We start from the raw sequence: 24,155 nt of genomic DNA on the forward strand, positions 1-24,155 counted from the left end.
ACAGTCACAAGGAGAAGATTATGAAAGCCCAATTATTTAATGCAAATTTAAAATTAAGACGATCCTTCGAATAATTCCAATTGATCTAGGATTTGAAAAACAAGCGCACAAATCGCAAACGTCAATAGAAAGCCTCTAAAGAAATAATTAATTGAGAAGCCAATGTAACCATATAGGTCATTTAAAATGGCTGTATTGTAATTAGAGTTGAAATGAATAAATCCAAATAATCCACCTAATATTGAAATTAGCACGGATACCACAGCAAAAATAGTGATAGAACGAGTTACTCTGAATGGTTGACGGTAAGTACAAAAATACTGTTTTGCAAACCATAAAATAAAGGGCAAAACAATAATAGAGGTACCGACCTGTAAAATTCGATGGAGGGGGTAGTGTTGTCCGAAAAGATTGATTTGCTTAGCTAATAGATCATGAAAAGCAAAGGTTCTGTAATCAACATGAGTTAAACCATCCCAAAGGATATGACTGCTGATACCCAAGATTAATGAAATATTGATCAGCACCAAGAATTGAAAGACAGATCTAAAGTTCGAGAGTTTTAAGGGATTGTAAATACCAATCCATCTAAAAAAAGTAGGTCGTAATAGTGCATACCACAATAGACAGAATGCCATTCCCACCAATAAATTGGGATATAGCAATGCGCTCCATTGATGTGAGATTTGGATATGTTCGTCTGTAAAAAGACGAAATAAGTCAGGGACCATGCAACCAATTGCTAGAGCAGAAATAGGAAGTGTTCCTTTCGATGCTTTATGCAAAATTGGTGCGAGTACAGCATGTGAAATTGTAAAGGGCATTGTAGAAATATATCAAAAAAATGCTATCCGAATTTTATAGATTAACATTGATATGTAACCCATTGGTTTAATTATATGAAGGTAATTAATTTGGAGTAAATGAATGAAATATGATTGAAGTTTGGTTGAAATGTTATATTATAACAACAATTGTAAATTCTCGAATTTTGAGCTTGTCGTATGAACTTTCATAAAAATATCATTACTGCCTCCGTCTTGGCAGTGATAGCATCCGCAGCACATGCTGATCAAAAACAAAAAAATGTTCAATTAGATACAATTTCTTCTACCGCACATCCATTGGTTCAAACAGCTGCTGACTTCGCTGTAGCAGATCATGTGATTGATCAAAAAAAATTATCTGAAAGACCAACAACCATAGGTGATGCGTTAGCCGATGAGTTGGGTGTTTATTCTAATCAGTATGGAACAGGTGCAAGTCGTCCTGTGATTCGTGGCCAAGATGGACCGCGTGTAAAAGTTTTACAGCATGCTTCTGAAACTGCAGATGTATCAACACTTTCTCCTGACCATGCCGTAACGGTTGATCCTATTTTGGCGAAGCAAGTGGAAGTTATCCGAGGACCTTCAACATTGCTTTACTCAGCTGGTACTGTGGGTGGTTTAGTCAATGTGACTGATCAAAAAATACCGACACAAATGCCAGCTAATGGTCTAGAGGGGCAAGTAGGCGTCCGCTATAACTCTGGGAGTGATGAAAAACTTGCAAGTGCAGGTGTAACGGCCGCTATAGGTGAAAATTTTGCACTTCGTGTTGAAGGCACGAAGCATAAAGCCAATGATTATATCCCTTTCAAAGGTTACTTCACTGAACATCATCATGAGGGTGAGACAGAGCCTCATCGTGAAAGTGCTAAACGTGTAGAAAATACCTTCTCAGAAGGTCAAACAGTTAATGTCGGCGGCTCATGGATCCATGATCGAGGTTTTGTGGGGCTGTCATATAGTAATCGACAAGATAAATATGGATTACCTGGTCATAGTCATGAATATCATGGATGTGAATTGCATGGAGATCATTTCCATTGTCCACCACCTAATTCAGCGCACGACCATGAACACGAAAATGCTGCAGGTCCATGGGTTGACTTAAAATCTGAACGCTATGATTTGCGAACTGAATTAAATGATCCATTAAAAGGATTTGAAAAGCTGCGAGCTCATTTAAGTTTTACCGATTACGAGCATGATGAACTAGAAGAAAATGAAGTTATTAGTAACTTTAAAAGTAAGGGTTATGATGGTCGTTTAGAGTTGGTTCATATACCGTTGTTAGGTTGGGAGGGTGTTGTAGGTGTACAAGCATCTCAGCAAAAAATAAAACTTAATGCGCCTGAGGGACATGACCATGATGAAGTTGATCATGGTGACCATGATCATAGTGATCACGATCATGAACATCATGGTCATAGTCATGATGTTCTGATGGCGGATACAAAAACCAATAAGTACAGTTTATTTGCACTAGAACATAAACAGATTGGTCCTGTGCATGTCGAATTGGGCGCTCGTGTAGACCATCAAAAAATTGATGTCGATTCCAATCAAAAGAACTACTCAGGGACTGCTGTTTCAGGATCAGCTGCAGCTAATTGGGAGTTCGCGCCAAATTATAAGTTGTCTCTAGTGGGGTCTCATCAACAACGTTTACCGCTAGCTCAAGAGTTATATGCAGATGGTCTTCATTTTGCAACAAACACATATGAGCTAGGTAATCCAGATATTGATAAGGAAACATCAAATAATCTAGAGTTGGGTCTCCATTATGAAGGTGATCAGCTCGATTATCATGTTCATGTTTATCACAATTGGTTTGAAGACTATATTTATGGTGCAACTGTAGCTCAACAAGGCAATTTACGTGGACTTAAATATACGCAGGATAAGGCACGTTTTTATGGAACTGAGGCTCAGCTAGGCTATCAAATTAATGATACTTACAAGGTGAGTGTGTTTGGTGATTATGTAAGAGGCAAGATAGAGGGGGAAAATGCTCCACGTGTTCCTGCTGGACGACTTGGTACAAAGGTGGAAACCAATTTTGCTGATGGTTGGTCTGGTTTAGCTGAGTATTATCATGTATTCACGCAAGATAAATTTGCTGACTTTGAAAAAGAAACCCAAGGTTATAACATGGTCAATGTTGGTGTGTCTTATGCTGGGCAGTTAAACAATCGCAACGATTATCGGGTTTATTTAAAAGCAAATAACTTGTTGGATGATCAGGTTTATTCGCACAATTCATTTTTATCGAATATTCCACAAATTGGACGTAATTTTACCGTCGGCGTTGAATACGGGTTCTAATTTAATTCAACGTGTTAAAAACAGTTTAATGCTTGAAAAAACGTAAATTAAAACCTAGTCTGAAAGTATCGGACTAGGTTTTTTGTTATGCGTCTATTTAAACGAATTCACCAAAAATTAAATTGGTCAAACCGACGTTATGTTGGTCTGATTCTCGGTATGCTGACCATCGGCTATTTAGCCTCAGCGCTATATCATATTTATAAACCATTACCAGAAGGGCTTAATTATTCCGGTAAATTACGGCATGCAAATGTGAAATTCCTAGCAGACCAAACTTATATAGATACGGAGGGTCAGCGACAGCAGCATCAGATTTTTGATGAAATTCTCAATCTTATTGAGCAAGCGCAAACTACAATTGTGTTAGATATGTTTCTGTTCAATCCTGAAACTGGTCAGTCTCAAAATCGACATCGCGCCTTAACACAAGAACTGACCCAAGCACTCATTCAAAAAAAGCGTCTAACACCGAATATTGAAATTAAATTAATCACTGATCCTATAAATTCAGTTTATGGTGGAATAATCCCAGAGCACTATCGACAACTCAGGCAAGCAGGAATTGATGTCATAGAAACAGATTTATCACCATTACGCGCATCAAATCCACTGTGGTCGGGCATTTGGTATTTTTGTTGTCAGAGTTTAGGAAATAATGCTGAGAAAGGTTGGTTAAATAATCCTTTCGGGGAAGAAAAAATTACTATCCGAAGTTATTTAAATCTTTTTAATTTTAAAGCGAACCATCGTAAAACCATCGTAGTGGATACATCCGAGGGATGGAAAACACTAGTGACTTCGATGAACCCACATGATGGAAGCTCACGCCATTCCAATGTAGCACTTGTGGTCGAAGGGCATACAGCTGTCGATATTTTAAAAACTGAACAATCAGTGGCTTTATTTTCTAAAGCAAATATTCCAATGGTTATTGTGGGAGATGTACCAGAAGATAAACTGTTGCCCCAAGTGCAAGTACTGACAGAAAAGGCAATATATGATGAACTGCTGAAACTGATTGAATCTGCTCAAGGTGCTGATGCAAAAATAGATTTGGCAATGTTCTATTTATCAGAGCGAAAAATTATTGAAGCCTTAATTGAAGCTCACCAACGCGGTGTTGAAGTTCGTGTTTTACTAGACCCGAACAAAGATGCATTTGGACGTACTAAAAATGGTATTCCAAATCGTCCTGTCGCGACAGAGCTCTATAAAGCTGGAATAGACGTACGCTGGTGTAATACACAAGGTGAGCAGTGCCATTCAAAAATGATTATTAAGCGTAGTTCAAATCAGGTTGAACTGATTTTGGGGTCGGCTAATTTTACTGCTCGTAATTTGAAAAATTATAATTTAGAAACCGATTTACGTGTTATTGGCTCTTCAAATCAGCAAGTTTTTAAAGATGCAGTACAGTATTTTGATACTGCTTGGATGAATTTAGAGGGTAAGCAAATGAGTGTTGATTACTCAGAATATGCAGAAGATTCAAAAATGAAATATGCCATTTATCGATTTATGGAATGGAGTGGTCTTTCAACCTTCTAAAAAAAATCCCTCAGAAGAGGGATTTTTTCATTTATGGATTCGGCGGAACTAATTTATCGAGTTCCTTATCATCAATTTGATCGAGTTCTTTAATATCGGTTTTGATTTTCCACTTAGACTCATCCTCAACAGGTTGAGGTAAACGTGCTTCTAACCAATCACAAACCACATCTGGCGTAAAATCAGGATGATTGCACTGAATCACCCAAGATAAGAATTGTTTCGCCTCACCATTCATATAGGGTGGAGGAGACACTGGTAAAAACTGAGTGGGTAGGCGTTCATTTTTAGAAATGTAATTTAATACATGACCAAGTTCTTGAACCGTTTGCCAAGCTAAGGCATGGTCGATATTGATTTGAAATTTAAACCACCATGCATGTTCACCATCAGTGCCATAAGAATCGATATAGTTTTCTTGGACACTCGGAACTTTACAAAAAAATTGGTGCAGGCGATCAAAACTCATTTCAGGCACGGTGGATAATCTCGCAAAGTTAAAAATGGTTAGTCTAGCAGATTTACAAACAGACTCATGCAGATAAATAAAAGGTCTAAAGTATTAAATTTAAAATTTTAAATAATGTTCAAGATTTCTACATGATTGATCTATATTTAAGTTTTAGAATGAGTGTTGAAAACAAAAGTAATCTTACATTTGGAATGAGGTAATAGAGATGAACAATACATTATTGGTTAAGACTCTATTCGGTTCAGTGATTCTTTTAATAACGAGTCATACTTTTGCAGATAGTTGGGCTAATTACCAAGGTTCTAAGGTTCGACCTGTAAAACCAACACAGACTCCAATATATACTGGTAATGCAGATCGTCTAAGTAAGCCAGTCCCATTGCAACAACCACGTTTTGCTCAGAATAGACCTCAATTACAGCGACCATATCCTCCTTATCCAGCGTATCCGCAGCAGAATGGGATTACAGTGATCTATCAACAGTCTTTACCGACCACGACGACATATTCTAGCAAGCAGTCAAGTTTCGTAAATGGGCAGGGTGGTACTATTGAAATGAGTCAGTATATGCTGATTTCAGATTGGCGTCGTTATGGTCTTCCTGCACCACAAGTTGGAATGCATTGGATATACCAAAATGGTCGATATATCCAGATGCCAAATGATCGTTAGATGCTTAATCCAATTTGTCTAAGCCATCTTTATCTAAGCCAACTCATCATCTTCAGGGCGTGGTGTTTTTCCAAGTGGTAAAGGTTTATCTTGGTGTTTATCTCGGATCACTGATGGAAAATTCCAAGAAGCAAAACGCACGACCAATATAGCGAATGCTAGGATTAAAATTGATCCTGTAATAATGACTAAATCAATATCAGCTTTATGGTCATGTTGAATATCTGAAATTAACAGACGTGTCAGGGCAGTGATGGCGATATAGATCAGAAATCTGACGGGCATATGATTGGTTTTAAAATAAATACCTACCATCGCACCTAGCTCTAAATAGATAAATAACAACAGAATGTCATCAATCGTTGCATATTGTTTTACCGTAAGAATATCAATCACGGTATGTCCTGCAGACCAAATTACCATGCAGCCAATAATAAAGAGCGCAATATAGTGGAAGCTCTCAACTGCTAGATTTCCAAAACGATCTAATAAGGATTCGATTTTTTCTACGCTAATATCTTTTTTAATCATGACATCTCCTCCTTTGAAAAAACCTGATGGTTTCATTGGAGTGATGCAAAATTCATGCTCATCTTATGTCTAAGCAGGGAAGACTATTATGAGTTGCTTTGAAAATAAGCAAATTTCAGGTAAAAAAAAGCCTGAAGAATCAGGCTTTTTTAAGATAAAACTTATGATTGATTTGTGAAGTAATCTTCGCTAAATCCCATCACGATTTCAGAGCTAGCTTTGATGCGAGCTAAACGTGTATTTAATTCAGGTAAAACGCGTTGGGTGTAGTAGTTCACCAAAGATAATTTGTTCTCATAGAACTCACCTGATTTTTCACTCGCAGCTTTAGCAATTTTAGCAAACATATAGGTAAAGCTGAGTAAGCCTACCGCATGTAAATAATCAACCGCAGCAGCATTCGCATAATCAGGATTTTCCGCAGCACGTTCAAGAACAACTTGAGTAATCGATTCAAGTTCAGTTGCAGCATCAAGAGTGGCATCTTTGATGTAATTTAAGTCCGCATCTAATGCATTTGCAAAGTCACGAATTTCTTCGATATATTCTGCGATGAATTGTCCATTACATTTAATCGTTTTACGTCCAATTAGATCTTGTGATTGAACGCCGTTCGTTCCTTCATAAATTTGTGAGATACGAAGATCACGGATACATTGTTCCATACCCCATTCACGAATATAGCCGTGACCACCAAAGACCATTTGGGCATCTAGTGTCGCATTGAAAGCAGTGTCTGTTAAATATGCTTTTGCGATTGGTGTGAGCAAAGCAACACGATTATTTGCTTTTGCAACTGCTTCTGGATCTGTCGAGAACTTTGTAATGTCAAGTTGTTGACCTACATATACTGCAAATGCACGTGAAGCTTCATTGTTCGCACGAGCATTTAAGAGCATACGACGTACATCACCGTGTACAAGAATACTATCAGCAGGTTTATTCGGAGATTTCACACCTGTTGCACTACGACCTTGTAAACGATCAGTGGCATATTGAGCAGCATTTTGATAAGCAAATTCAGAAGCGCCTAAACCTTGGATACCCATGGACAAACGTTCATAGTTCATCATCACGAACATTGCAGCAAGACCTTCGTTTTCTTTACCGACTAAATAGCCTTTTGCACCGTCAAAGTTCATCACACATGTTGCAGAGGCTTTGATCCCCATTTTGTGTTCAATAGAACCAGGGCCTACAGGGTTACGATCACCCAAGGTACCATCTTCATTCACTAAGAATTTAGGTACAATGAACAGAGAAATACCGCGTGAACCAGCAGGAGCATCAGGCGTTTTTGCTAATACAAGGTGAATAATATTTTCAGCTAAGTCATGGTCACCACCAGTAATAAAGATTTTCGTACCCGTGATGTTGTAAGTACCATCTTCATTACGTTCAGCCTTAGTTTTAATAATGCCTAAATCAGTACCTGCGTGAGGCTCTGTGAGACACATCGTACCTGACCATTCACCTGAATAGATTTTAGGAAGATAGGTTTCTTTTTGTTCTTGAGAAGCATAGCTATTTAATGCCATACCCGCACCCACAGAAAGAAGTGGGTAAAGCATAAATGATGGGTTGGTTGCAAAAAGCATTTCATCTGCAAGCACAGTCAGCATTTTTGGCATGCCTTGACCGCCCCATTCTTCGTCAGCACCTAAGCCAATCCAACCACCTTCTGCATATTGTTGGAACGCTTCTTTAAAGCCCGCTGGTGTGGTAACAGATCCATTATTATAAGTTGCGCCTTCTTCATCACCTGTGCGATTTAGGGGAAGGGTTACGTTTTGAGCGAATTTAGCCATCTCTTCTAAAATAGCTTCAGCTGTCGCAGCATCAATATGAGCTAAATTCTCATTTGATTGCCAAAATTGTTCAGCTTGAAATACATCATTCAAAATGAACTTCATATCTGTAAGAGGCGCATTATAGATTGGCATTTTCGTTCACCTTTTTTTTGTTTAAATATCTTTAGTTCTTAGCAGTCTATCGAAGCATATTAGGACTTGTTAGACGACTAAAGGTTAATATCTCGAATTTATTTATAAAGAAAAAGGACGGCCAAATCTATGACTGTCCTTTTTCTTTTACACATATTTAATATGGATCATTAGAATGCAAAATGTTCAGCATCTAAAGTCATTAATGGTTCTAATCCACCTGCAATTACGTCAACATGTGAGCGAACGCGTGGAAGGATCTTCTTGAAGTAGAAGCGAGCTGTTGTGATTTTCGCATTGTAGAAGTCAACTTCAGTTGAACCTGCTGCAAGTTGTTGTTGAGCAACTTGAGCCATGCGAGCCCATAAGAATGCTAGCGTTACATAACCAGAGAAGTATAGGTAATCTACTGCAGCAGCACCGACTTCATCAGGGTTTTGCATCGCGCGCATACCGATCTGCATAGTTAAATCGCCCCATTCTTTGTTGAGTGCAGCCAAAGGTTCAACAAACTCTTTCAAGTCTGCATTATCTTTGTTTGCTTCAGCGAATTTGTGAATGATTTTGGTGAAATCTTTCAACATCGCACCTTGAGTTTGCAGTACTTTACGACCTAACAAATCAAGTGCCTGAATTTCAGTGGTACCTTCATATAAGCAAGCAATACGTGTATCACGAACAATTTGCTCCATACCATGCTCTGAAATGAAGCCGTGACCACCAAATACTTGTACGCCTTTGTTTGCAGCTTCATAACCAACTTCAGTTAAGAATGCTTTAGCAATTGGCGTTAATAATGACAGAATATTATCTGCAAATTTACGTTCTTCTTCAGTCGCGCCTTTCTCAACGATATCAGCATAGTGAGCAAGGTAGTACACTAGAGCTCGACCACCTTCAGCAAATGCTTTTTGCGTTAAGATTAAGTTGCGAACTGCTGGATGCACAATAATTGGATCTGCTTCTTTTTCAGGTGCTTTAGGACCAGAAAGTGAACGCATTGCTAAACGATCTTTCGCATATGCCAAAGCACCTTGGAAAGATGATTCAGCAGCAGACAAACCTTGTACAGCTGTACCAATACGTGCAGTGTTCATGAAGGTGAACATTGCATTCAGACCGCGGTTTTCAGGGCCAATCAAGTAACCTGTTGCACGATCAAAATTGATCACACATGTTGCGTTACCATGGATACCCATTTTATGTTCAATCGAACCACAACGAACAGCGTTGCGCTCGCCAACTTCACCATCAGCAGTTAAGTTAAACTTAGGTACGATGAATAATGAGATCCCTTTTGTTCCCTTAGGAGCACCTGGTAAACGCGCAAGAACGATGTGAACAATGTTGTCCGCCATGTCATGCTCACCAGCGGAAATAAAGATTTTCTCACCTGAAATCGCAAAACTACCATCTGCATTAGGTTCAGCTTTTGTGCGGATAATACCAAGGTCAGAACCCGCATGAGATTCTGTTAAACACATGGTACCTGTCCACTCACCTGAAATCAGTTTTGGTAAGTAAGTATTTTTTTGCTCTTCCGTACCATGGTGCTCAATTGTACGAACTGCACCATGAGATAGACCTGGGTACATACCCCATGCCCAGTTCGAAGAGCCGATCATTTCAGAAATGATAATGCCTAAAGAGTTTGGTAAACCTTGACCACCATATTGTTCTTCAGCAGCTAAAGATGGGAATCCTAATTCTACATATTTTTTATATGCTTCTTTGAAGCCTGTTGGAGTAGTAACTACACCATCATTCCAAGTACAACCTTCGCGGTCACCTACTTGGTTGAGTGGAGATAATTCGTTTTCACAGAAATCTGCAGCAGCTTCTAAATATTGATCAACCAACTCACGGCTTACGTTTTCTTGGAATGCAGGGAGTTTTGAAAAGTGTTCTTCAGCATTTAATAATTCATGCAAAACGAATTGCATATCACGTAAGGGCGCTTTGTATTGTGGCATATCGGGTTCCTCAATACTGGTTAAACCAGATTTATAATCCTAATAAAAAATGTCGTGTCATCTACGACACCTATTTTGTTCTATTACATCGTGCAATAAGTTATTGCTTGGTACAAGTTTTATAGCCATATTCTGTGTGACTGTAAAGTCAAAGAAAAAATATTAATTTTGGCTAAGTGTTTAGAGTATAAAGTTTTTTCGTGAATTATATGTGAACAGAATAGTCAAAAACGTAATAAGTTATGACATAAAAAAAGGCGCAACATGCGCCTTTTTAATATTCAATCACTTAGTAGTGAGTTGAATTGAATTATGCGGATTTTTTTAAGTCTGGTTTAACGAGTGGTTGATTTGGTTTGAAATAAACTTTACATACACCGTTGATAGTCTGTTTACCCACTTTGATTTGAACTTTTTTACCGTCAGTTTGTCCATTGCATGCTTGAAGTTTTGCATTTTGACTAACTTGCTGTTGCATCAAACGTTGATCAAATTTTTGAACAAGCTCAGCACGTTTGGCATCTGTGAGCGGTTCACCTTTTTGTGAACGGTTAGCTTGGGCCGAAGTTGGCTTTTCAGCTTTAAATTGGGCACGTGCTTGCTCATGCATTTTTTTCATATCAGCACGATCCGCTATGAAACGGATATGACAAGTACCATCAATATTTTGTTTATCAGTTTTGATTTGAACAGTTTGACCTACAACTTTGCCGTCGCATGCTTGACGAATTTGCTGCATCATCGCTTTACGGTCAGCACGCGCTTGTTTGAATTGCTCGCGTTGTTCAGGTGTTAAACGTTCTTTATGATGATGTTTTTTATCAAAGTGACCCTTTTTAACTTCTTGAGGTGCTTGAGTTGTTGTTTGACATGCAGTAAGTGCGCCCATACTGATTAAACCAGTGGTCACCAATACAATTTTGTTCATCGCTTTCATTATGTTTATCCCCAAAGTTGTTTGGATTCGGTATAGGTAAAGATTAAATAATAAAGATGAAGAAACAATGGAGAGTTTTTTGAATCAGTGTTAGATACAATACTGAAAAACGAAGAAATAATGTGAGTTAAATTTGAATATACGTCGCGTACCAATCGCACTACGCTTATTTTTTACAGTACTGTTAACGACATTGCTCATTACGACGGTTAGCTTAAGTGTGCTGCATTGGACGATGCAAAAAAACTTCACCAAATATGTAGCTGATGTAGAAATGCAAAAGCTTGATCATCTGATCGATAATTTAGCGGGCGTATTCTCTGTTTATCAGGATTGGGGAAATGCCGTTCAAGCTCAGATTTTACAAATTGAAGGTGAAGCTGCACCCGATGATTATGATCGACTATCACGTTGGTGGTTACGTCGCCAATATGATATTGCATTGCAACAGCGTTATTTCAAAGAGCATACATTAATTAGTGAAATTGAGTCACAAAGAACGCAAACTATTAGCCCTGAAGAGCTGAAAGTCTTAGAAGAAAATTTACCTTCTGCATTTCAGCCATTTGAAGGATTGCGTTTCCCATTAAGTTCAAATCAGAATCAGACAAGAACCACGAACAGTTCTGATAAATCACATGAAAATAAGCTTTCTAGTTTGAGAACTTCTGAATACCAGCAGGGCAAGAAACTATTTATATCTATGTCTGATCACTTGGGTTTAAGTTCTAGACTTTCCTTATATGATGCAAAACAACAGTTTATCTTGGGGGAACCATCAGAGAATATGGTGTCGTATCGACCGATCACAGTTGATGGCAATATTGTGGGGTATCTCGGGCTAAGACCTGTTTTAGATCAAGATGATGCTTTAAGTATTAATTTCTTTAGCAATCAAAAGCGTTATTTATTTTTAATATATATTCTGACATTTATTTCGAGTTTGGTTGCTGCCTTATTATTAGCAACTTATTTTAGAAAGCCAATTCAACGCTTATTAAATGCAACACGAGAATTAACCAAAGGAAATTTTCAGCATCAGGTGAAAGTAAATCGTAACGATGAGCTTGGCGATCTTTCGACTGAAATTAATCAGTTAGCTGTGATTCTAGATCAGCATGAAAACTCTAGAAAGCAGTGGGTTGCAGACACTTCGCATGAGTTAAAAACGCCGCTGGCTGTTTTGCAAGCACAAATTGAAGCAATGCAAGATGGAATACGTAAACCAACGCCTGAACATTTTGCTTCAATGTTGGCACAAGTTTCGAGTCTGAAAAAATTAACACAAGATTTGGCTGCGTTAGCACAAGCTGAAGCACAACAACTCAATTTTGATTTCAATGAAATTGACCCTTGGAGTGTCGTGTTAAATGAGATTGAAAATTTCAAACCTAAATTTGAACAAGCCGATCTCACGATTAGCGCAGAGGGACATGGAACGAAATTACAATTAGATGTAGATCGTTTTAAACAAATTATGGTCAACTTACTCGGTAATACTATTCGCTATACGGAAGCCGGTGGAAGAATTCATGTGCATACGATCGAAAACGATAAGACTTGGTCGGTGATTGTTGACGATAGCCCATTAGGTCTTACTGATGAGCAATTGGCTCATTTAGGTGAGCGTTTCTATCGAGCGGATGATTCTAGAACACGTAGTACTGGCGGAACTGGATTAGGTCTAGCATTATCGTGCAAAATTGCACAAGGCATGAAGGGCTCCTTGAAGTTTGACCACTCACCATTGGGTGGATTGCGCTGCATCCTCACATTTCCAAAGAAATCGTTTTAAATTGAAGAAGGGTGACATATGAAACATGTGATGCTGGTTGAAGATGAAGTAGAACTTGCTCAATTGGTGCGAGATTATCTTGAAGCAGCTGGCTTTGAAGTCAGTATGTTTCACGATGGTCAAGAGGCTTATGATAGCTTTTTACAACGTAAACCAAGTCTAATGGTTTTAGATTTGATGGTACCTCGTATGGATGGTCTCACGATCACCCGTAAAGTCCGTGAGCAGTCTGATTTGCCTATTATCATGGTGACAGCACGAACGGAAGAGATTGATCGTGTACTTGGTTTGAATATGGGGGCGGATGATTATGTTTGTAAACCATTTAGCCCTAAAGAGTTAGTTGCTCGTGTTCAAGCAGTGTTGCGACGTTTAGATCGTAAAGCAGAACCTGAAGAAAATAATTTATTCCGTATGGACAAAGGTCAACAACGAATTTGGTATCAAAACAAATCTTTAAATTTGACACCTACAGAATTTCGACTTCTTGAATTATTTTTAGAACACGTAGGTCAGGTGTACTCTCGTGCGCAATTATTGGATCATATCAACCCAGACAGTTTTGAAGTGGCAGATCGTGTGATTGATAGCCATATCAAAAACTTGCGCCGTAAAATCTCGGATGCCGCGGAAACAGGTAATCGCCATGAATGGGTTCAAGCTGTTTATGGGGTGGGATATCGTTTCGAATATCCTGAAGATTGATTCTTTGTGATAAAAAAAAGCGAATCTAGAAGTTCGCTTTTTTTTGGTGCGTTGGTTTTGGTTAGGGTCTCTACAATTGGCCATTTCATATGCAACTTTCATGTAACTTTGTTAGGATATGAGCTTATTAGAGGTGGCTATCGTATTTTTATTGAAAGTAAGCTTCGACTCTAGCTTTTACTATAGGATCAACATCATCAACCATATAAAAGCAATATCTATATTTTTCGATCAAAACACTAATATATTTTTGTTTATCAGGAACTGTGTGCTTTAACATTATCTGTGCAGCTACGGTTATTAAGTTATTTGATTGGCGCATCAAGGTGATCAGCATCTCATCTTCATATCCCATAACATCTCTAGTAAATGACTGTTTTCCAGTATGTACTATGGAGTTAAGTTGCTTCAAATGATATTTTTTGAAATCACAAAGGGTCTGAATTATTGGCTGAGCAGGTAAGTTTGCAGCACCAAGCTTATCAAGCATTTCAGAAATCATTGGACATGTGTCGAATTCAAATTGCTCTTCAAATGTGTAACTAAATTGCAATATTGATATTTGATGATTACTTGCAAGAAATAATAACCAATATGCTCTGACTACAGCTTCAAATTGTGATCTAAGTAGAATCATAGCTTGTGTTGGTAGATTTGAAGATAATAAACCACTTACTCCAAGCCCATGCTCAAATGAGATGTAAATACATTGTTTAACTAAGTCCAAACGCGGCCCACAATCGATAATGTCACTATTAATAATTTCTTGTTTTAGCTCTAAGATCATCTGAGTTGATAATCCAAAAAGTTGTTCTATATCCATAATGAATATCGTACTCATAGAGTTGTAATGATATAACCCAAATATAGAATAAGTTTTTCGTATTACTACTATTTATTAATTTAGCGTAATTATTGTTATAGAAAAGCAATTTTTAACTTTATTCAAATGACTCTGAGTAAAGCGATATGCTTTTGTTCGGCTTTTTTAAGGTTCGATACCACAAGATTATAGGAGTTGGAGATCAAATCTTTGATAAGCTCTTCATCCAATTCAGATTCATCATAGATTGAAACCCAGTGTCGTTTATTCATGTGCCATCCAGATCGAATATAAGGATAAATATCTTTTAACATATGTCCACGATCTGGTTCGACTTTTAAATTAATCGCAGCTTTGCCTTGTAAATGAAATGCGAGCAAAAAGACTTTATCCATAATTTTATAAACATCACATCCCTCACCAAACGGTTGACTGACAGTGACTTCAGGAAGTTTTAAAGCTTGTGATGCTGCCAATTGATGTAAATGCATAGTAAAAACGAATGGGTATTGTGGATAATGATTAAATTATCCACAGAATGAGAGAGGTTTGTGAATAACTTATGATGAACAACTGACTTGAATTTCAGGGACGTCGCTAGCTAAAGGGCCTAAGTCTTCTGGTTGTTCAAGATGTTCTTGTTTGGTGTATGGTGTTTGAAGAAGTTTGAACAAGCGATCAACTTCAGAGAAATCATCACGTTCAGCAAGTTCAATTGCTTTCTGTGCCATATGGTTTCGTAGAACGTAGTGTGGATTGGCTGTTAACATCGCTTGATCGAGATCGTCAGTGTCTTGATTTTCCCGTATTGAGAGATATTGGTGAAGAAACCGCTCAAATGCGATACGATCAAGGCAATCATCTTTGATTTGTTCATACGCTTTATTCTGTAAACGAATAAAACTTTGGGTGTAATCAAGTTGTTCTGTTTGTAAAATATGTAGAAAAGCCATACCACAATCAAAGCTATCTTTATGAAAACTTGGTAATCCCATTTTTTGACTTAAACCAAGTTTATAGTGTTCCAGGAACGTTGGTTCATAGTGCTCTAAACAGTAAGACAAGTCTTGTTTCCATTGCTCTCGATCATAATTTTCTGGACAAAGATGAATGAGACTATTTAACCAAGTCCATAAATTCCAGTGCCCGATACTCGGTTGGTTCTGATACGTATAGCGTCCTTGGTAATCAGAATGATTGTTGATCCAATTAGGACGGAAACGCTCCATAAAACCATAAGGTCCGAAATCTAAAGTTGAGCCGGTAATATTCAGGTTGTCAGTATTCATGACCCCGTGCGCAAAACCAATCAGTTGCCACTTGGCGATCATGATCGCAGTACGTTGAATGACTTGAGTTGCAAAAGAAAGAACAGGTTGTTCTGTCTCCAAACATTCAGGGTAGTGCCATTCAATGCACTTTTGTGTAAATTCTTGCAGTAGATCTGGCTGAAATTGATTAATCCACTCAAAGTGACCTAAGCGAATATGTGTATCACACGTACGCAACATCATCGCGCCACGTTCAAGTTTTTCTCGTTGTACACCTTGATCTGATGATACAAAACCAATCGCATTACTGGATTGAACACCTAGGGCATTGAGGGCGTGTCCAGCCAAATATTCACGAATAACGGAACGTAACACTGCACGACCATCGCCTCTCCGAGAATAGGGGGTAGAGCCAGCACCTTTAAGATGTAAATCGACCGTGTTGTTATTTTGATCCAGGATTTGAGCAATGAGTAAACCGCGACCGTCACCAAGCTGTCCAGCCCATTGTCCAAATTGGTGACCCGCGTATACCATCGCCAAAGGTTCAAACTCAGCAAAAGTTTTTTGCCCGCTACAGATTTCTACCCAGTTCATCTTATCTTCTTGAGTCCACAGTAACTCATCTGCAAGTGCTTCATTAAAATGACCAGGTTTAGCCCCTTTTAGAGGAAGAGGTTGTTGATGATGATACAGTCGAGCAGGTAGTGTGTTATAGCGAGAATTGAACTGCATATAATTTTTCAAAATGTGATGAACAACTTTGACTATAGCAAAATTCGATACATAAAACTGTGACTGCTACATTGCAAATGGTATCGAAAAAATAAAAAAAGCCCCGATCAACGGAGCTTTGGAGTAACTGAAGAGTCTCTTGAATGAGTTATTCAGATACTGGTGATTTCTTTAAATTACGAACCAATAAGTTCAATGTCTCTCTATGATGAGATAAACGTTGTTCAACCAATTGGAATTCAACTTTCAGTTTGCTATCCATTAAGTGAATTTTTTCAGCAACAGCTGCTTTTTTGGCATTAATTTCTTGCTCTTTAAGCTTCGCCCAATCATTTAAAGTTTGCGTAAATGCTTCATATTCTTGAGCAATTTTTGTTTTAACTGTCACGATATCATCATTCACGTTATGGCCGTAAACAGCGAGATCTTGTTGCGCATATTTAAACTTCATTGCAAGCTCAGCTTTTTTAATATTAAAGCTTGGAATACGTCGTAAGTTTTTTGCTAGCCCTAGTTTTGAACACGTCCAGATCAACCATTTAGTTGGGTCGTATTGCCACCATTTTACGCCATTGCGATAGTCGTATTGGAAGATATGATGGTAGTTATGATAACCCTCACCCCAAGTCGCAATAGCAAGAACAAAGTTGTCACGTGCAGTATTTTCATCTGTGTACGGACGTTTGCCCCACATATGGCATAGCGAGTTGATAAAGAAAGTCACATGATGGCTTAAAATTAAGCGCATTAAACCACCCAACAATAACACTCCCCAGACATCACCAACTGCCCATCCAATAGGAAGAAGAATAGCGGCATGAACGACAATCACGAGAGGGATGTAATATTTATCTTGGAACATGACAATTTTGTCAGCCAATAAATCAGGGGCGTTTTTGTAATTTGCTTCAGCTGCTGGATAGTTGCGTAGCATCCAACCGATGTGCGCGTACCAGAAGCCATTGTTAATTGAGTAGGGATCTTTTTCTACATCATCAACATGACGATGATGGGTACGGTGACCTGAGGCCCAATACAAAATGCTGTTTTGTACAGCAAAGGTTCCCATAATCATTAAAATGATTTTGAGTGGTACAGTCGCTTCATAAGCACGATGTGCCCATAAGCGGTGATAACCTGCGGTAATGCCAAGACTGCTCAGACCCAACAGCGCAAACATGCTGATCCACGCAGCAAGCGAGAAATCATGATGATAAGCATAAAGTGGAATCGCAATAACGGCGACAATAGGTAAAAACACCAATGCAAATACTGCAATCCAGTTGATTGGGGCTTTGGGTAGGGGAGCATTCATCTCCAACAGCACTCCTAGAACCTTTAATAGGTTAAAACTAAATCCACTCACAAATTTGTGAGGTTAGACTCGTTAATACTAACATGGGCGAACATGTGTTCACTAGCATTATTGTACAGTTGTATTGTTTAAACCGTAACAGAATACATAATTGTATAAATTCGACTTTGGACGAATTTCAAAAAATAAATTAGAGAAAAATAATCACTTAAAGCTATGAATTTAAATATATTATAGGTGAGACATCATTAACTTGGGATAATCAGTAATTAAGCCTTGGACTCCTAAATCCTTAAGCTGTTTCGCACGATCTATATGATTGACTGTCCAAATACTAATATTTAAATTTGCGGAAAGTGTGGATGCAATGATCTCATTTGTAGCAAGTTCGTTCATCCAACCAATTTGACAACATTCAAATTTCAAAGCTTGATCAATGGCTGCATGCTTTATATCGGTTTCAACCAGTAATCCACGCTTAAACCTTGATTTTTGCTTTTGAAGGGCTTGATGAATTTTAGGATCGAAACTGGTGATAATGGCTGAATCTTCAAAGCCAATTAATTGTTGATCTAAGGCATCGACAATTTTTTCTGCGGCCTTTATCGATTCAACAGCTTTGACCTCAACTTCAATATGATTAAAATTATGAATAATTTTGAGGGTTTGGTCGAGTAGCGGTGTAGTTTCGACTTTATTCCATTCAGACCACGTTACGGCATGATTATACTGCGCTAAATCTTGCTCATCACATTCGTATAAATGTTTAGCTTGGCCCGTAGTACGAATAAAGTCATCATCATGCATCACGATCAGAGCATTATCTTTGAGTTGACGAACGTCAAATTCTACAGCGCGGATACCAATATCTTGAATATATTGAAATCCACCGAGGGTGTTTTCAGGTGCTTCCCCACGCGCACCACGATGACCAATTATTTTCATAAAACACCCTGAAATTTCAGGGTGATTTTAGTGCTAAATCATGAATGAAATATGACGATTTTAAATTAAAATTTTGATCAAAAAAGCATTTTAAGTGGATGGGTCAATCAACATGAAGACCTTTTTTACACTTTTAAGGTCAGGGCTCAATTGTCTCATTGATATTCTTTTGCCAAAGCACTTCTGAGCCACCTTCAGCACGTTGTAAGGTACGAGATGCGACGAATAACCAATCAGATAAGCGGTTCAAAAGTTGTAATGATGTGGCTTGGATATTTTGATCACGTTGATGGACAGACATCACGCTACGTTCAGCTCTACGGCAGACAGCACGTGCTTGATGTGCAAAGCTACAGACCAAAGTTCCTGCAGGAAGGATAAAATCCTTGAGCATAGGTAATACTTCATTCATGCGATCAATATCTTTTTCTAAGAACTCAATTGATACTGGTTGAACCAAGTTAAAGCCCGGGATACATACTTCACCGCCTAAATCGAATAACCAGTGTTGTATCAGGCCAAGCGTATTGTCCCAAACGGATTTATCTGTAATGGTACTGATCGCTATATGCGAGCGAAGGACGCCGATCACTGCATTGAGCTCATCGACATCTCCCAAAGCATCAATACGTAAATCATCTTTAGGTACACGTGAACCATCGCCTAGTCCGGTAGTGCCCGTATCTCCCGTGCGGGTATAAATTTTACTTAAACGGTGACCCATGTTATTTCCTTAATATTCAGATATCGCAATTTAAAAAGGATAATGCCACAGCTGTGACATTATCCTCAAAAAGTATTTAGCTATAGGTTGATGAAATTAGTACTTGAACGTAACACCAACGGAAGCTTGGCGACCACCATTGATGTAATAAATACCATTCCCACTAGAGTATTCAGTTTCATATTGAACATCACCAATGTTTTCAATATTAGTGAATAGTTTAATATTGGGGTTTATATTCCAGTAAGCATTTACATCGATGGTTGCATAACCAGGATTATTGTATTGAGTGCTGTAACTTTTAGACTTAGAGCTACCAACTATAGAAGTGCTAATTCCGTAAACCTCATTTTGTAAGCCTGCTGATAGTGTTGCTTTTTTACGAGGGCGCTTTTGCAAATCTTCATCTGTTTCTACATTTTTTGCTTGCACATAAGCGTATGAAGCATTTAAGAATAAATCATCTGTATTCCATTTATAAGAAACTTCACCACCTGTAAATTTAGACTTATTTACATTTATGAGGGTGCTATTTTTTGAAGTAATCAGATTGTCTACTTCATTACGATATACAGATAAAGAAATTAAGGAGTTTTCTGTAACTTTATGATCTAAACCAACTTCATATGAAAAGCCTTCTTCAGGTTTTAGGTTTGGGTTGCCACCCCAATTTTTTGCATATAAATCATTCATACTTGGTGCTCTAAATGAGCTACCAATATTGGTATAGATACTTATAGATGGGCTAAAGTGATATCTTACAGCCCCTTGACCAACGGTATGTGAGCCGAAACGTTCATCATCTTCTAAGCGAATGCCAAATTGCGCATCGATATTATTTGCTTGGTATTGATGTTGAGCAAAATAGCCTGTGCTGTTGTTTTTACGACTATATTCAACATCGTACATAGGATCCCAATCACTTTTAGATAAAATATCTGCTTCAATATTTTTATGAGTTACCCCCATTAGAATATTTTGAGAAGGTGTGAATTGCCATTTTCCATAAACTTCAGCTTCTTTAGAGGTATTGTGAACAAAGTCAGGCTTGTCCATTTGGTCTAAATCATCTTTAAACTGTGATAAACGGGCATTTAATTCAAGATCTGATGTGATTTTAACCTTACCCTTTAAGTTCACAATTTCATTTTGAAAATCTTGGGAAACTAAATTGCCGTTTAAGTTGTAAGCACCATTTCCTTCATTTTGGGTGTAATCTAAAGATGCAGAAAAAGCTTCTTTGTCGACACCAAATTTTGCGCTGTATCCTTTTTGATCATATGCATATTTTTGATTACTGTTGCTTAATACTTCAGTGCCATCAGATTCTAAACGTTGACCGCGAATTTGTGCATACAAACCATTTTCAGCAAAGTCGGCACCTACAATTGATTTATAAGTTTTGTTTTCACCAATTTCGCCTGTAACAAATGCACCTGTTTTTACCGGTGTTTTAGATACAAGTTGTATGACACCACCAATAGCATCAGTACCATAAAGTACAGATGCCGGTCCTTTAAGAACTTCAATTTGCTTCAGGTCTGTTGTGTCAATAAATTGAATTGATGCTGAACCCTGAGAGGGTGTATTTAAACGAACACCATCACGCATGACTAAAGTATGGTCAGACTCAGTTCCACGTAAAAAAATAGAAGCTTGCTGTCCATATCCGCCAGTCTGAACCATATTGATTGATGCATCATTAATTAATAAGTGAGGTAAAGATACAATAGGGGATTGATCTAAAACTTTAGGCTCAATAATTGAAATCCGCGCAGGCACATTTTCAATATTTTGTTCACTACGAGAAGCTGTAACCACAATCGTGCTTAAAGAAGATTTTGCAGAAGTTTGAGCTTCAGTCGTTGCTGTTACAGACGTTGAAAAACCCATCGCAATAGCGATTGCACCAACCAAAGCTGTTGGTTGACATTGAATAGACATAACGTGCTCCATACATTCACTTCCCCGTGAATGATTGAGTGGAAGAACACAACAAGCAGGTATCCGGACTCAAATGTAGTAACTGGATTACTTACATTTCCACCTTCCCACATATGACATGCAGTGGTGTAAATCTCTAAAAATCAGAAATCTATTGAGAAATGCTTTTCATTTTTTACCGTTGCGGGGGCAGTGTTGGATTTTCACCAACTTCCCTAAAGCGATTGCTTTGACTTGTTGCAATTTGAGCGCAGTATAAAGAGCGCTTCTCATTTAAACAATCTTCACACCGAATATTCTGAGTGAACTTTACGCAAGATGAAAAAATTGCTTTACAATGAAGCGCCCAAAAATGATAGATCGGCTATGATGAGGGTGGATTAGAGCTAGAATAGATGCGAACTCGTGCAAAAATATGTGGGATTACCCGATTAGAAGATGTCCAAGCTGTTGTGCAAGCTGGTGCGGATGCCATAGGATTTGTGTTTTTTCCACCAAGTCCAAGACACGTAGATGTTGAGCAAGCATCACTGTTGGTTCAAGCGATTCCTGCTTATGTGCAATCAGTTGGGTTATTTGTTAATAGTTCAGCCGAAGAGATCCAAAACATACTTAAAAAAGTCCCTTTAGATATTTTGCAGTTTCATGGCGATGAAAGTCCAGAACAGTGCAAACAAATTGCTCAGGCAGTGGGTCGCCGCTGGTATAAAGCAATTCAAGTAAAACCAGAACTAGATATCGTTGAAGAAATCAATAAATATCAAAAGTTTGGTGCGAGTGCTGTGTTGTTGGATGCATGGCATCCAGATTTAAAGGGCGGAACAGGCCACAGCTTTGATTGGACAACATTTCCAAAATTAAATATTCCATTGATCTTGGCAGGAGGACTAAACCCTGACAATATCGAGCAAGCAATTCTTACAACACAAGCATATGCTGTGGATGTGAGCGGCGGTGTAGAGTCCGCAAAAGGTATAAAAGACCAACAACTCGTAGAACGCTTTATGCAAGGAGTCCATCGTGGATCAGCAAACCGTTAATCAACAAGATCAAGTGATTGACTATACCCAATACCCTGATGCAAAAGGGCATTTCGGTATCCATGGCGGACGTTTTGTGTCAGAAACTCTAATGGCTGCACTAGAAGATCTAGAGCAACTGTATTTCCGAATGAAAAATGACGAACAGTTTTTGGCAGAATTCGACCGTGACCTCGCTTTTTATGTAGGTCGTCCAAGTCCGCTTTATTATGCTGAGCGATGGTCAAAGGAGTTGGGTGGTGCACAAATCTATCTAAAACGAGAAGACTTGAACCATACTGGCTCCCATAAAGTAAATAACACGATTGGTCAGGCTTTGCTGGCAAAGTTATCAGGCAAAAAACGTATTATTGCTGAGACTGGTGCAGGTCAACATGGTGTGGCAACAGCGACCATCGCAGCGCGTTTAGGGCTTGAATGTGTTGTATACATGGGTGCAGATGATGTGAAACGCCAAGCGATGAATGTATATCGTATGCGTTTATTGGGCGCGACTGTTGTTCCTGTCGAAAGTGGTTCTAAAACATTAAAAGATGCCATGAATGAAGCCATGCGTGATTGGGTAACAAATGTCGATTCTACCTATTACGTGATTGGTACAGTTGCAGGTCCACATCCATATCCTCAATTGGTACGTGATTTCCAATCGATCATTGGTCGTGAAGCACGCCGTCAAATTCAAGAGCAAGCAGGTCGTCTACCAGATGCATTGGTTGCTTGTGTCGGCGGTGGTTCAAATGCGATGGGCTTGTTCTATCCATTCCTGAATGATCAAGAGGTGAAAATGTACGGTGTTGAAGCTGCTGGTTACGGTATTGAAACTGGCAAACACTCTGCTCCATTAAATGCTGGTCATGTTGGTGTGCTGCATGGTAACCGTACTTATCTGATGTCAGATGCGCAAGGTCAGATTATTGAAACACACTCAATTTCAGCAGGTTTGGATTATCCTGGTGTAGGCCCAGAGCATAGCTTCTTAAAAGATATGAAGCGTGTTGAGTATGTTCCAATTAATGACAATGAAGCATTACAAGGCTTCCGTGACTTAACTAAGATTGAAGGTATTATTCCTGCACTTGAAAGTTCGCATGCGATGGCATATGTGACTAAGTTGGCTCCAACGATGTCTAAAGATCAAATTATTATTGCGACGGTTTCAGGTCGTGGTGATAAAGACTTAATGACAGTTGCACGCATTGATGGCGTGGAAATGGTAGAGATGTAATTCACCCTTTAAGCCTCTCCCTTTGGAATGGGAAGCACTGCTTCGTAAGGGGAGAGGTGCTATTTAGAAAATCGCATTTAAGCCATTGGATGCGATTTTTTTATGCGCTCTAGAAAAGCTAAAATATTTTCCTAAAATTTGATTTTTGGATCGGCGACATGGATGTCGTCTGTATTTCTGTGATACAGGCAAGTATCATCAGAAATACAAAATGATTTTGTTACTTTTACCGAAAAAAAGTAAGGCAGTTTGGAGTGTGAATCTATTTGAGATTCAGATTTGAAGAGCTATTTCATGGACTTACTTTTACGTTACTTTGGAAAAGCCCAAAGTAACCGAAGGCTTTCTGTTGAGCAGATATTACATTCTTGTAATACTGCTCAACGGGGGACATCCATGTC

General features: G+C 38.5%; 20 protein-coding genes and 1 riboswitch. Of the genes, 7 read left to right on the plus strand and 13 right to left on the minus strand.

Going from position 1 to position 24,155, the window contains the following annotated elements:
- Positions 1–53: 53 nt before the first annotated feature.
- Positions 54–824: a DUF4184 family protein gene (locus tag AC1M9M_RS07575; RefSeq protein ID WP_481596038.1), complete on the minus strand. Its 771-nt coding sequence runs from the start codon at positions 822–824 to the stop codon at positions 54–56.
- 180 nt (positions 825–1,004) lie between these two features.
- Here AC1M9M_RS07575 and znuD point away from each other — a divergent pair, with 180 nt between their 5' ends.
- Complete coding sequence (gene znuD / locus AC1M9M_RS07580) at positions 1,005–3,152, plus strand: zinc piracy TonB-dependent receptor ZnuD (RefSeq protein ID WP_481596039.1); 2,148 nt, start codon at positions 1,005–1,007, stop codon at positions 3,150–3,152.
- Positions 3,153–3,239: 87 nt separating this feature from the next.
- On the plus strand, positions 3,240–4,703 hold the full coding sequence (locus tag AC1M9M_RS07585) for a phospholipase D family protein (RefSeq protein ID WP_481596040.1): 1,464 nt from the start codon (positions 3,240–3,242) through the stop codon (positions 4,701–4,703).
- Positions 4,704–4,734: 31 nt separating this feature from the next.
- Here the strand turns inward: AC1M9M_RS07585 and AC1M9M_RS07590 are convergent, their stop codons facing one another.
- Positions 4,735–5,181 carry a hypothetical protein gene (locus AC1M9M_RS07590; RefSeq protein ID WP_092767573.1) on the minus strand — a complete coding sequence of 149 codons (447 nt, stop codon included), beginning with the start codon at positions 5,179–5,181 and terminating at the stop codon, positions 4,735–4,737.
- A gap of 199 nt (positions 5,182–5,380) precedes the next feature.
- Here AC1M9M_RS07590 and AC1M9M_RS07595 point away from each other — a divergent pair, with 199 nt between their 5' ends.
- Positions 5,381–5,848: an RcnB family protein gene (locus AC1M9M_RS07595; protein ID WP_481590554.1), complete on the plus strand. Its 468-nt coding sequence runs from the start codon at positions 5,381–5,383 to the stop codon at positions 5,846–5,848.
- 33 nt (positions 5,849–5,881) lie between these two features.
- On the opposite strand, the gene AC1M9M_RS07600 is transcribed toward AC1M9M_RS07595, so the two are convergent.
- From AC1M9M_RS07600 to AC1M9M_RS07615, 4 genes are all read right to left on the minus strand, one after another.
- Complete coding sequence (locus AC1M9M_RS07600; RefSeq protein ID WP_481591704.1) at positions 5,882–6,379, minus strand: phosphate-starvation-inducible protein PsiE; 498 nt, start codon at positions 6,377–6,379, stop codon at positions 5,882–5,884.
- 161 nt (positions 6,380–6,540) lie between these two features.
- Positions 6,541–8,322, minus strand: coding sequence for an acyl-CoA dehydrogenase C-terminal domain-containing protein (locus AC1M9M_RS07605; protein WP_481596041.1), 1,782 nt, complete (start codon positions 8,320–8,322; stop codon positions 6,541–6,543).
- A gap of 170 nt (positions 8,323–8,492) precedes the next feature.
- The gene (locus AC1M9M_RS07610) at positions 8,493–10,295 is read right to left on the minus strand and encodes an acyl-CoA dehydrogenase C-terminal domain-containing protein (protein WP_180028280.1); all 1,803 of its coding nucleotides are present in this window, start codon (positions 10,293–10,295) and stop codon (positions 8,493–8,495) included.
- Positions 10,296–10,605: 310 nt separating this feature from the next.
- Positions 10,606–11,232: a hypothetical protein gene (locus AC1M9M_RS07615; protein ID WP_481596042.1), complete on the minus strand. Its 627-nt coding sequence runs from the start codon at positions 11,230–11,232 to the stop codon at positions 10,606–10,608.
- 133 nt (positions 11,233–11,365) lie between these two features.
- Here AC1M9M_RS07615 and baeS point away from each other — a divergent pair, with 133 nt between their 5' ends.
- Together baeS and AC1M9M_RS07625 are read left to right on the plus strand one after the other, a co-directional pair.
- Positions 11,366–13,027, plus strand: coding sequence for a sensor histidine kinase efflux regulator BaeS (gene baeS, locus AC1M9M_RS07620; RefSeq protein ID WP_035265564.1), 1,662 nt, complete (start codon positions 11,366–11,368; stop codon positions 13,025–13,027).
- A gap of 18 nt (positions 13,028–13,045) precedes the next feature.
- A complete protein-coding gene (locus AC1M9M_RS07625) occupies positions 13,046–13,732 on the plus strand; it encodes a response regulator (RefSeq protein ID WP_092767563.1) in 687 nt (228 codons plus the stop codon).
- 148 nt (positions 13,733–13,880) lie between these two features.
- Here the strand turns inward: AC1M9M_RS07625 and AC1M9M_RS07630 are convergent, their stop codons facing one another.
- From AC1M9M_RS07630 to AC1M9M_RS07660, 7 genes are all read right to left on the minus strand, one after another.
- Positions 13,881–14,555 carry a DUF6988 family protein gene (locus AC1M9M_RS07630; RefSeq protein ID WP_481596043.1) on the minus strand — a complete coding sequence of 225 codons (675 nt, stop codon included), beginning with the start codon at positions 14,553–14,555 and terminating at the stop codon, positions 13,881–13,883.
- A 122-nt stretch (positions 14,556–14,677) separates the two neighbouring features.
- Entirely contained in the window at positions 14,678–15,046 is a 369-nt protein-coding gene (locus AC1M9M_RS07635) for an MmcQ/YjbR family DNA-binding protein (RefSeq protein WP_481591707.1), read from the minus strand.
- Positions 15,047–15,115: 69 nt separating this feature from the next.
- Positions 15,116–16,561, minus strand: coding sequence for a protein adenylyltransferase SelO (locus AC1M9M_RS07640; protein ID WP_481591708.1), 1,446 nt, complete (start codon positions 16,559–16,561; stop codon positions 15,116–15,118).
- Positions 16,562–16,709: 148 nt separating this feature from the next.
- On the minus strand, positions 16,710–17,876 hold the full coding sequence (locus AC1M9M_RS07645) for an acyl-CoA desaturase (RefSeq protein ID WP_035265557.1): 1,167 nt from the start codon (positions 17,874–17,876) through the stop codon (positions 16,710–16,712).
- Between the two features lie 231 nt (positions 17,877–18,107).
- Entirely contained in the window at positions 18,108–18,821 is a 714-nt protein-coding gene (locus tag AC1M9M_RS07650; RefSeq protein ID WP_481596044.1) for a glycerophosphodiester phosphodiesterase, read from the minus strand.
- 139 nt (positions 18,822–18,960) lie between these two features.
- Complete coding sequence (locus AC1M9M_RS07655; RefSeq protein WP_092767551.1) at positions 18,961–19,545, minus strand: cob(I)yrinic acid a,c-diamide adenosyltransferase; 585 nt, start codon at positions 19,543–19,545, stop codon at positions 18,961–18,963.
- Positions 19,546–19,641: 96 nt separating this feature from the next.
- Entirely contained in the window at positions 19,642–21,489 is a 1,848-nt protein-coding gene (locus tag AC1M9M_RS07660; RefSeq protein ID WP_481596045.1) for a TonB-dependent receptor plug domain-containing protein, read from the minus strand.
- 37 nt (positions 21,490–21,526) lie between these two features.
- A riboswitch (cobalamin riboswitch) is annotated at positions 21,527–21,742 on the minus strand.
- A 142-nt stretch (positions 21,743–21,884) separates the two neighbouring features.
- Here AC1M9M_RS07660 and AC1M9M_RS07665 point away from each other — a divergent pair.
- Both AC1M9M_RS07665 and trpB read left to right on the plus strand, forming a co-directional pair.
- Positions 21,885–22,529: a phosphoribosylanthranilate isomerase gene (locus AC1M9M_RS07665; protein WP_035265546.1), complete on the plus strand. Its 645-nt coding sequence runs from the start codon at positions 21,885–21,887 to the stop codon at positions 22,527–22,529.
- Positions 22,510–23,754: a tryptophan synthase subunit beta gene (trpB, locus tag AC1M9M_RS07670; RefSeq protein ID WP_092767544.1), complete on the plus strand. Its 1,245-nt coding sequence runs from the start codon at positions 22,510–22,512 to the stop codon at positions 23,752–23,754. The genes AC1M9M_RS07665 and trpB overlap by 20 nt, the downstream gene beginning before the upstream one ends.
- The last annotated feature ends 401 nt before the right edge of the window (positions 23,755–24,155 follow it).

The sequence above is a fragment of the Acinetobacter sp. ANC_7503 genome (assembly GCF_056780035.1).